At 49.1% G+C, this 11,111-nt stretch carries 8 protein-coding genes and 1 rRNA gene; 2 read left to right on the plus strand and 7 right to left on the minus strand.

Annotated features, from left to right (window positions below; translation table 11 throughout):
- Positions 1 to 34: 34 nt before the first annotated feature.
- From argH to argC, 5 genes are all read right to left on the minus strand, one after another.
- Positions 35 to 1,402: an argininosuccinate lyase gene (argH, locus tag CBX96_RS15165; protein WP_109287268.1), complete on the minus strand. Its 1,368-nt coding sequence runs from the start codon at positions 1,400 to 1,402 to the stop codon at positions 35 to 37.
- Between the two features lie 83 nt (positions 1,403 to 1,485).
- Entirely contained in the window at positions 1,486 to 2,709 is a 1,224-nt protein-coding gene (locus tag CBX96_RS15170) for an argininosuccinate synthase (protein WP_086904085.1), read from the minus strand.
- 60 nt (positions 2,710 to 2,769) lie between these two features.
- Positions 2,770 to 3,675, minus strand: a complete 906-nt coding sequence (locus tag CBX96_RS15175; protein WP_011624429.1) for an ornithine carbamoyltransferase — start codon at positions 3,673 to 3,675, stop codon at positions 2,770 to 2,772.
- Between the two features lie 12 nt (positions 3,676 to 3,687).
- Positions 3,688 to 4,470: an acetylglutamate kinase gene (gene argB, locus CBX96_RS15180; RefSeq protein ID WP_109287269.1), complete on the minus strand. Its 783-nt coding sequence runs from the start codon at positions 4,468 to 4,470 to the stop codon at positions 3,688 to 3,690.
- A 31-nt stretch (positions 4,471 to 4,501) separates the two neighbouring features.
- Positions 4,502 to 5,482 carry an N-acetyl-gamma-glutamyl-phosphate reductase gene (argC, locus tag CBX96_RS15185; RefSeq protein ID WP_011624431.1) on the minus strand — a complete coding sequence of 327 codons (981 nt, stop codon included), beginning with the start codon at positions 5,480 to 5,482 and terminating at the stop codon, positions 4,502 to 4,504.
- A 665-nt stretch (positions 5,483 to 6,147) separates the two neighbouring features.
- Here argC and ppc point away from each other — a divergent pair.
- Positions 6,148 to 8,817 (plus strand): phosphoenolpyruvate carboxylase, encoded by a 2,670-nt coding sequence (gene ppc, locus CBX96_RS15190; RefSeq protein ID WP_089066704.1) that lies wholly within the window; start codon positions 6,148 to 6,150, stop codon positions 8,815 to 8,817.
- A complete protein-coding gene (locus tag CBX96_RS15195; protein WP_086904083.1) occupies positions 8,817 to 9,362 on the plus strand; it encodes a DUF1439 domain-containing protein in 546 nt (181 codons plus the stop codon). Before ppc ends, CBX96_RS15195 begins: the two co-directional genes overlap by 1 nt.
- Positions 9,363 to 9,460: 98 nt before the next feature.
- Here CBX96_RS15195 and CBX96_RS15200 read toward each other — a convergent pair whose 3' ends face one another.
- Positions 9,461 to 10,735, minus strand: a complete 1,275-nt coding sequence (locus CBX96_RS15200; protein ID WP_041416675.1) for a CinA family nicotinamide mononucleotide deamidase-related protein — start codon at positions 10,733 to 10,735, stop codon at positions 9,461 to 9,463.
- A 259-nt stretch (positions 10,736 to 10,994) separates the two neighbouring features.
- Positions 10,995 to 11,110 (minus strand): 5S ribosomal RNA (gene rrf, locus CBX96_RS15205).
- Position 11,111: the final 1 nt, after the last annotated feature.

The following is an 11,111-nucleotide window of genomic DNA, read 5'->3' on the forward strand; positions in this document are numbered from 1 at the left end:
GGAGTCGCGTTTTTTTTATTACTCGATTTAAGCTTTAAACAACTTTCTTTGCAGCGATGGCTTGCTTCACCTGAGTCAGCGCCGTGCCGCCGAGGACATCACGTTTTGCCAAACAGGCTTCGATAGTGAGGTTGGGATACACATCCGCCTCGATGATATCGGCAAAGGTTTTAAACTCAGCGAGAGAGAAGGCTTCTAACGGGATCTTCTTAGCGATCGCGGCAACGACCGCCACACCGACCACATGGTGCGCTTCGCGGAATGGCATGCCTTTAGACACCAGATAATCCGCCAATTCGGTCGCGTTGGCATAACCTTGCTGCGCGGCTAACAGCGCATTCGGGCGGTTAACGACTAAGCCAGATAACACTAATGCCGCCATATCCAAGCAGATTGCCCAGCTGTCGACCACATCGAACAAGCCTTCTTTGTCTTCCTGCATGTCTTTATTGTAGGCCAGAGGCAATGCCTTCATCGTGGTGAGAATACCCACTAAACTGCCGTAGACACGGCCCGTTTTACCGCGAATAAGCTCCAACGCATCGGGGTTTTTCTTTTGCGGCATCAAGGACGAGCCTGAGGTCACTTCATCACTCAAGGAGATAAAGCCCGCTTCACCCGAGTTGAAGAAAATCAAATCTTCGGCCATGCGGCTTAAGTGCATCATGCTGATTGAAGCCGTAGAACATAGTTCAACTACATGGTCGCGGTCCGACACGCTGTCCAAACTATTTAAGGTTGGCGATGCAAAGTTCAGTGCCGCCGCCAGCGCATGTCTATCCATTTGGTAGGCTGTTCCCGCCAAGGCGCCCGAACCGAGCGGACAGGTATTGGCGCGCTTTAGGGCATCGGTTAAGCGGCTAAGATCACGCTCAATCATCTCCACATAGGCTAAGCACCAGTGGCCAAACGTGACTGGTTGAGCACGTTGCAGGTGAGTATACCCCGGCATGACAGCATCGAATTCACGCTCAGCAAGCGCGATAAGTTCGCTGCGTAAGGTTTGCAGGCGAGCCACTAATGCCGCACCTTCGGATTGGCACCAGAGCTTTAAATCGGTAGCGACTTGGTCGTTACGGCTACGGCCCGTATGGAGTTTCTTACCCAGATCGCCGACTTTAGCGATCAACGCCGACTCCACGAAGCTGTGAATATCTTCCGCGCCCGATGCGAGAATAATCGCAGGATCGCCCTTCACTTCCACCAGCAGCTCGTTCAGTGCTTTCTTCAAGTCGCTGCATTCAGTAGCAGTGATAATGCCGACACTGGCAATCGCATCGGCCCAAGCGATAGAGCCGACAACATCCTGCTCAAACAAACGGTAATCCACAGGCAGTGAATCGTTGAATAATTTAAATAGCGCGCTGGTTTCGCCCTGAAATCTTCCACCCCATAAAGCCATGCTCAATCCCCTCGGTCACTGCTTTGAATACGTTAAAACTTAAGATATAAAAAAGGGCGCTAGGCGCCCTTTGAGTCTGCCTATTACTTAGCGTTGAGCGCGCGAATGCGGCTTGCTAACGAGTACAGACGGATAAAGCCTTCAGCGTGTTTTTGGTCATACACTTGATCTTCACCGAAGGTGGCAAACGCTTCAGAATACAAGCTGTTTGGCGAACGCTTCTTAACGGCAATCGCGTGACCTTTGTAGAGTTTAACCACAACTTCACCGTTAACAGACTCGGCTAATGACTCAGATGCCGCCAGCAGCGACTTACACAGAGGTGTAAACCAACGACCGTCGTACACTAAGTGTGCCATTTGGGCACCCACTTGCTCACGCCAAGTACGGCTGGTTTTATCCAACACTAACTCTTCAATCGCGCGCAGCGCAGCAAACATCACAGTGCCGCCTGGAGTTTCGTAGCAACCACGAGACTTCATGCCCACTAAACGGTTTTCGGTGATATCGATACGACCCACGCCATGTGGTGCAGCGATGGCATTCAGCTTCATCAGTGCAGCGTAAGGAGTTAATAGCTCACCGTTTACTTTAGTCACACGGCCATGTTCAACTTCGAGTGACACATATTCTGCTTGGTTTGGGGCATCTTCTGGATCGGCAGTCAGCGTCCACACACCTTTGCTTGGCTCGTTCCATGGATCTTCCAACTCGCCACCTTCGTGGGAAATGTGGAATGCGTTAGCATCACGGCTGTAGATCTTAGTCGCAGAAGCCGACGTCTTGATATTACGCTCAGCTAAGTAAGCCAGCAGATCTTCACGGCTCTGCATGGTCCATTCACGCCATGGTGCAATCACTTTTAAATCAGGTGCTAATGCCGCAAAGCAACCTTCAAAACGCACTTGGTCGTTACCCTTACCGGTACAACCGTGGCACAGGGCATCGGCCCCCACTTTACGTGCCACTTCAACCTGGGCCTTAGCAATGATTGGACGCGCCATTGAAGTACCTAACAGGTAAGTCCCTTCGTAGATAGCACCCGTTGCCATGGTTGGGTAGATATAGTCTTTAACGAATTCTTCTTTCAGATCGACGATATGACATTCTGAGGCGCCAGAAGCTAATGCCTTTTCAGTCAGACCCACTAACTCTTCTTCACCCTGACCTACGTCAGCGCAAAAAGCGATGATTTCGCAGTTGTCGTAGGTTTCTTTTAACCAAGGAATAATGGCCGAAGTATCTAGACCACCCGAATAGGCTAAAACGACTTTTTTCACGCCAGTGTTTTTGTTCTCGATAGACATCTTAAATTCCTATAACTCGTTTCTCACCTTGGAGAAAGTAGGCTGCTAAACAGGGTTAAATTAACTAAATAGGGTTACCAGTACTGCGTTTTGGGCGTGCATCCGATTCTCTGCTTGTTGCAGGATCAAGGAGCCTTCGCCATCCATCACTTCATCGGTCACTTCAACACCGCGGTGAGCGGGTAAGCAGTGCATAAAGAAGTGAGCACCCGCTTTCGCCATCAAGCCCTTATTGACCTGATAAGGTGCAAACTTATCCTTAATTTCCGCTAACGGTGTTGGATCACCCATGGAAATCCAGGTATCAGTATAGATAGCATCGTGACCTTCGATAGCACCAATATCTGAAGTCAGTACAACCTTGCCGCCATATCGGCTGGCAAGTTCTTGTACTTCGGCCACGACGTAGCCATCAGGAAAGTGACCCGCAGGGCAGATCACTGTCATGGTGGCACCGAGAATGGCCGCGCAATACATCAATGAATTCGTCACGTTATTACCGTCACCTACGTACGCTAACTTAACATCACTGATATTTTCAAAATGCTCGGCCAAGGTTAAGAAATCGGCCAGCGCTTGGCAGGGATGATATAAATCCGAAAGCGCATTAATCACTGGCACAGTGCCAAACTCGGCCAATTGTTCGATGGTCTTGTGGGAGAAAGTTCTCGCCACAATAGCATCGGCCCAACAGGACAGGTTAGAAGCAAAGTCAGCGACCGATTCCCGCTTACCTAAAGCACCATTTTGTTGGTCTAGGTATAAACAGTGGCCGCCGAGCTTGTTAATACCGATATCGAAGCTAACACGAGTACGCAGGGATGGCTTTTCAAATAACATCACCACACTCTTACCGTCCAGCGCATGACGATACTCAGCGGGATTCGCTTTAATCGTCTTGGCTAAGGTAATCAGATCCAGCAACTGTTGCTGGGTTAACTCTTTTATCGATAGTAAATGCTTCATAACCTACTCCGCTTATGGTTGGATTTGTGTGCCCACGGCCTCACCTTTTGCTAATGCGACTAATTGGCTTGCATCACGCCATGAGGCAACTTGAACCGCCTGCCCCATCCACTGCGCCACTTCTAGCGCAGCTTCTACTTTTACTTTCATTCCCTTTTCGATCACGCCTTGCTTCACCAACTCGGCAATCTGCTTACCATTCAGTGAAGGGATTAATTGACCTTTACCATCGAGCACGCCAGACACATCCGATAGCAGCACCAACTTGCCACCGACTAACTTAGCTAATACCGTCGCCGCTTGGTCAGCGTTCACGTTCAGCATTTGGCCATCGTCCATCATGGCAATCGAGCTACAAATCGGCATCCAACCTTGGGACAGAATAAACTTGAGGTAAGTACCGTCTTTAGGAGAAACCTCGCCCACTAACCCTAAACGCTCATCTTTGATCTTGGCCGATACTGTGTTGCCATCGGCTAAGCTCATGCCCACACTCACAATCCCAGCCTTTGTCGCTGCGCCTTGGAGGATCTTGTTTGATGTTCCGGCCAGTGCACCGGCAATAATCGGCATTTGCTCCGGCGGGGTCACCCGCAGGCCTTCTAACTTGACGGTTTCCATGCCGTTTGCGGCTAATTGCTCATCGACCAAACAGCCGCCGCCATGCACCATCAGCACTTGCTGACCATTAGCGATCATTGCTGCCGCGGTATCCATTAAACGCGCCATCCCCATTTCACACTGCAGCAGGGCGCCGCCGACTTTAAGAACTAATACTGAGTTGTTGGTAGACATCTTGACGACTCTCTTAAATAAGGATGAACGGTTAAAGGTTAAAGTGAATCTTTATGCATTGCAGGGCTTGGCTCGCCGCGCCTTTCATCAAATTGTCGATGGCACTGGCAACCACTAAGTAGCCACTGTTCTCATCAAACTTCCAACCTAAGTGGCAATTCGGAGTCAGCACCACATCATCCACTTTCGGGAACTGGTTCTGTTTCACTGTCACCAGCGGAGCTTGGTCATACACACTGTATGCCGCAGCCACATCGGCAGTGGTAGTACCCGGTTTTAGCTGTACCGTGATGGTCGCTAAAATGCCGCGCTTGAAGTTGCCTAGGTGCGGCGTGAAGATCACCTCTTGCCCCAGTTGAGTGGCAATCTCGGGTTGATGTCTGTGGCCTAATACGCCGTAGGGTGTGAGGCTCACTTCGCAAAAACTGGTATGCAGCTGTGCCTTACGGCCCGCGCCCGTCACACCACTAACCGCATTGATCACTGGATAAGCTGACGTCAGTAAATTCTTTAATGGTTTCAATGCTGTTAATGATGCTGTTGGGTAACAACCTGGCACAGCAATCATTTTAGTCGCGGCGACTTCTTTGGCATTCCACTCGGCTAGACCATAGACTGCCTTGGCCAACACTTCGGGATATTCATGCTCAAAACCATACCACTTAGGGTACTGCGCCACATCGCTGAAACGATAGGCACCGCTTAAGTCAAACACGGCTAAACCTTGGTTATAAAACCAAGCCGCTAAATGCAAACTCACCGAATGTTCGGTCGCTAACACCACTGCATCCGCCTCGGCGACGATCTTCGCCTTCGCTTCTTCAGTCAGTGGCGACAGAGCTAAGTCAATGTGACTGTAGACAGGGTACAAATCTGCTAAAGCTCTACCTTTATCTAAACTATTTTCAGAGACATACAGACCTTGAATCGATAATTCAGACTCCGCATGGACTAAAGCTGTTAGTTGTGCACCTGTGTAACCACTGGCACCGATAATGGCGATGTTTTTCATATGTATTTTTATAAACCGAATCAAAGAGACTTAAAGAATAGATGAATAGCGTACACGCACCAGCGTATATCTATGATGACAAGACTATCGTCGTAGGAAATCGTAATGGGTCGTTATTTTATTCACTGACGGCTTAACGCTATACATCATGATATTTACTCTACAGGTCACAAGGGGTGACTCATCTCAACTGCTGGCTAGACTACCACAAAGATCTATTTATGCAATATATGTGAATATATATTTTTATTAAATTTTGCATTTTATCTGCGTTCAAGCACGCTTAGCAAATAACACAATACTTCACTAACTGCTTAATAACTCAGTTATCTATGGATGAAAGACTGAAAAATCAGTCCTTTTTATTAACACCGAATACACATACCCGCAAAGCCGAAAATGATGCAGTTCATATTCACTTCCACTAAACATAATAAAATATTGCGTTAGCTCGCATTTATATTGAATATTCTTCAACAATTGTCGTGATTAGTTGCATATAAGATAAGCCAGTCGTATAAGTTATAAGTTCTGCTGTTGACCATTGCCCTCAGTGGTGGGTATTGTGCTAGCGGGCTATATACCCAAGCGACCTGAAGACTCTCATCACCTACAGGTTGTTTGGGTATATTGCGGATTTTTATATTTTTCAATTCGGAGTAACTATGGCAGGTAATGTGGCAGACAATGTGACCGACATGTATGCGTCGTTAAGATCGAACGTGAGTATGTTAGGGCAGATCTTGGGCGATACGATGCGCACCCACCTCGGCGATTCTTTCCTCGAGAAGGTTGAGCAAATTCGTAAACTCGCAAAAGATTCCCGCCGTGGCGACGAAGCGGCACGGGAGCAAATGCTAGAACTGCTCACGGCGCTCCCCGATGAAGAATTAGTGCCTTTTGCTAAAGCTTTCAACCAATTCCTCAACTTAGCAAACTTATCCGAACAATTTCATACTATTAGTCGTAACTGCGATGAGCTGGTTTGCGTACCGGATCCGGTCGAACAGTTGCTTGGCCGCATGCTGAATGGCCGTATCGATCAAACCAAGATGTTGGATTGCTTAAAAACGCTAGATATCGACTTAGTCCTCACCGCGCATCCAACGGAGATTTCTCGCCGCACACTGATCCAAAAATATGCTGCGATTGTGGATTGCCTCGCCGAGCAAGAAAACAATCAACTGTCGGACAGAGAGCGCCGCCAAATTAATCTGCGTCTGCGCCAGTTAATCGCCCAAATCTGGCACACCAATGAAATTCGCCGTGAACGCCCAACACCTGTGGACGAAGCCCGCTGGGGATTATCCACCATTGAAGAATCCCTCTGGCATGCTGTCCCCGACTTTTTAAGGCAGCTCAACGATCAAGTACAAGATCGTACTGGCCAGCAATTGCCTATCGATATCGCACCGGTGCGCTTCTCAAGCTGGATGGGTGGCGATCGCGACGGCAACCCTTTTGTGACCGCTAAAGTCACCCAAGAAGTGTTAGATCGTAATCGCCATGCCGCCGCACGTTTATTCCTCAAAGATATAGTGTTGCTGGTTGGCGAGTTATCGATGGAAGAAGCCAACAGCGAGTTGATGGCGTATACCAACAATAGCTGCGAACCCTATCGTTTTGTGCTGCGTTCATTAAGACAAAAACTGCGCGACACCATCGACTACTTAAACGCCCGCATTGAGGGCCATAACCCAGAAGTCGATAAATCGACGCTGATTTGGCAAGAAAGCGATCTGAAAGCGCCGCTAGAGATGCTGTATAAGAGTTTATGTGACTGCGGCATGCGTTTGATTGCTAATGGTTTACTCCTCGACATTCTGCGCCGTCTCGCTTGTTTTGGCATCCATATGTTAAGGCTCGACATCCGCCAAGACGCAGGCCGTCACTGCGATGTGCTTGCCGAGTTAACCCGCTATCTAGGTATGGGTGACTTTAATCATTGGGATGAAACCGAAAAACAAGCCTTCTTACTGCGCGAACTCAGTAACCGTCGCCCGCTGATCCCAAGCAACTGGCAACCTTCTGCCGATGTGGCCGAAGTGCTTAACACTTGCCGCTTAATTGCTAAGCATCCGGCGAAGGCGTTGGGCTCCTATGTGATTTCCATGGCGAGCAAGCCTTCAGATGTATTAACCGTATTATTACTGCTCAAAGAAACCGGCTGCACTCATCCGATGCGCGTTGTGCCGCTATTTGAAACCTTAAGCGACTTAAATAACGCCGCCGAGTGTATTACCGCACTGCTCGATATCGACTGGTACCGTGGTTACACCAAAGGCATGCAAGAGGTGATGATAGGTTATTCAGACTCAGCCAAAGACGCGGGTGTAATGGCAGCCGCTTGGGCGCAATATCGCGCACAGGAGCAATTAGTCGCCGTCTGTAAACAGGCTGGTGTTAAGCTGACGCTGTTCCATGGTCGTGGTGGCAGTATTGGTCGTGGCGGCGGCCCAGCTCACAAAGCGATTCTGTCGCAACCGCCCGGCTCTGTTGATGGTCGTATTCGGGTTACCGAACAAGGTGAGATGATCCGCTTTAAGTTCGGCCTGCCTAAATTGGCGGTGCAAAGCTTAGCCCTGTACACCTCAGCGGTGTTAGAAGCAACCTTGCTTCCACCGCCAGAGCCTAAGCAGGAATGGCGCAATTGTATGGAGCGCATTGCTGAGGAGTCAGTGAGTGCTTACCGCGGTATTGTCCGTGAAGAGCCTGATTTTGTGCCTTATTTCCGTGCAGCCACTCCAGAGGTTGAACTGGGCAAACTACCATTAGGCAGTCGCCCGGCAAAACGCCGTGTCGATGGCGGTATCGAGAGCTTACGTGCCATTCCTTGGATTTTCGCTTGGTCTCAAAACCGCTTAATGTTGCCAGCATGGCTCGGCGCCGGTGAAGCATTGCAGGCTGCCTGCCAACGTGGCGAAATAGGCTTGCTACAGGATATGGAACGCGAATGGCCCTTCTTTAGCACGCGGATTTCTATGCTGGAAATGGTATACGCCAAGGCGGAACCTAACTTAGCGCGCTACTACGAAACCTGCTTAGTACCGCCCAATCTACACCACTTAGGCGAAACTTTACGCCAGCGTTTAGATCTCGGTATTAAAGTGGTGCTCGAGCTGACTAAATCGGATACCTTAATGGCGCATACACCCTGGAATCGCGAATCAGTCAAACTGCGCAATCCCTATATCGATCCATTAAACTTCCTGCAGACCGAGTTATTAGCTCGTACTCGCAAGGAAACAACCGAAGCTCCCGCTTCCGAACACGTGCAACTCGCCTTAATGCTGACGATTGCCGGTGTCGCAGCGGGTATGAGAAACACAGGTTAATGAAAAAACTCACGCTTAGCCTTTGCTTGGGATTATCTGTACTGCTTGGCGGCTGCGTCACGCAGTACAGTATCAGCGAGCATGAAATGGAGCAATATCTCAGCAAAGAGATCCATTTTGAGGTGAAACAAGGTAATCAACTCGTGGGCGCGCAAGTGCGCATTAACGACATCAGTGTCAGACTCGGCGAAAAGCCTGACACTATGAGCGTAAGTGCGGCCACTCAAGTGTCCATCACCAACCCTATTTTTCCGTTGAAGGCGCAGCTTTCAACCACCTTTGAGGCCAAGCCTTGGTATGACAGTGCCACCCACAGCGTCTACCTGCGCCAGCTTGAATTGGTGAAAGTAGAATCAACCCCTAAGGATATCGAGAAAGCCATCAGTAGTGCGACGCCACAGGTTATGGGCTACTTAAGGCATTTCCTCGAGAATCAGCCCGTTTATGTGCTCGATACGAAGGACAGCAATCAAGCTTTGATGGCCAAGATGACCGAGAGCATTCAAGTCGTCCCTGGCAAATTAGTCCTTAAATTCACAAAATAGCGGCTCGTGTTGCAAACCGTTCGCCATAAAAAATGCTCCCTCGGGAGCATTTTTGTTAATCCAGCGAGACTGACTAAAACCCTTCAGCATCCAAAGAGCTACTTGCTGAAACGCCCTATCGATTGATAATCCACAATCACAGCTTCTGTAAGTAATTCACGCCTTAACATATCGTAGGCCACCGCCGCACTTAAACTGCGCACTAAATCCCGTGAACGTCGCGGCAGTTTTATCATTTGGCTGTAGACGCCACTGCGGGTTGCCAAGGCAATTGCCACCGTACCAACGGGCTTTTCTTCGGTTCCGCCATCAGGTCCCGCTATCCCACTGGTCGCTAAGGCAAAATCACTGTCTAAGATAGCACGCGCACCCTTGGCCATTTCTTCGACCGTGGGAATAGACACTGCGCCGTGATCGTCTAACGTCGCTGGATTAACACCTAACACTCGCACCTTAGACTCATTACTATAAGTCACCAGACCGTGTTGTAAATAGGAAGAACTGCCCGGGAAATCCACTAACTGGCTGGTAATCATCCCACCCGTGCATGACTCGGCAACACTCAAGGTCAAGCCAGAATTCAGTAACTTAGCATGGATTTCCTCGGCAAGCGTCGCTTTATCTTCGGCGACAACCGCAGTTCCCAGCACCATTTTGATGTGCCCAGTCACCCGTGGCAGCAAAGCAATCGCCTTCTCACCGCGGGCAAAGATCTTAATCTCAATATGTGGCATTGAGGAGCGATAACCAATGGTAATCCCCTCAGGCAACTCCAATGGCTCAATTTTGTCGGCAAGGGAAGACTCGCCATGACCTATGGTGAGCAACTTCTTCAGCGCCACCTTAGCATCGAGGTCAAACTCTTCACGGATAAAAGGAATAAATTGCTCTTTTACCATATGCTTGAGTTCAAATGGCACACCTGGGGTGAAGAATAACCAGGCTCGATTCAACTTCACTCTAAATCCACAAGCCGTACCGACGGGGTTATCCACCATCACCGCAGACTCGGGCAGCATCGCCTGCTTCAAATTACTGACTGGCATCTCACGGTTATTACGCGTAAACCAATCTTCTAGATGCTGACGCCACTCGCGATTCTCAACCAGAGACTCTCCCTTGGCCTTAGCCATTGCTTCGGCAGACATATCATCACTGGTCGGCCCCAAGCCGCCATTCACTAAGATGACATCGGCATGCAAGCTACGCTCTTGGAAAACCGCAATTAAATCCTCGAGGCGATCCCCCACAGTCACTCGTCGTTGGATCTCAATGCCATGCTCCATCATAGTGCTAGCAAACCAGGCCGCGTTAGTATCAACAATCTGACCCGACAGCACCTCTTCCCCAGTGCAAATCATCTCTAACTTCATCATAGATCCTTAGCTACCCCAATAAATTACTGCATAAGGTAAGTAACCTCTGAAGTAATAGCAAGAGTTGCCATCGACAGGTATGGCTCAGTAACGTGAAGAAAATATGGCTACAAGTCGCTATTTAGCGCACATCAGGGGTCTGTGAGTGAAAGAGGCTGAAAATTGGAATAAATGATTTCAAAATCACAATTTAAAAATGGTAAACACGAAAAACAAAAAAGCCAGCTTATTCAGCTGGCTTCATTGTTAATTAGGCGCTTGGCGATGACCTACTCTCACATGGGGAGACCCCACACTACCATCGGCGCGATTGCGTTTCACTTCTGAGTTCGGGATGGGATCAGGTGGGACCACAATGCTATTGTCACCAAGC

This window comes from Shewanella sp. BC20 (assembly GCF_003129585.1).
Lineage (GTDB): Bacteria > Pseudomonadota > Gammaproteobacteria > Enterobacterales > Shewanellaceae > Shewanella > Shewanella seohaensis.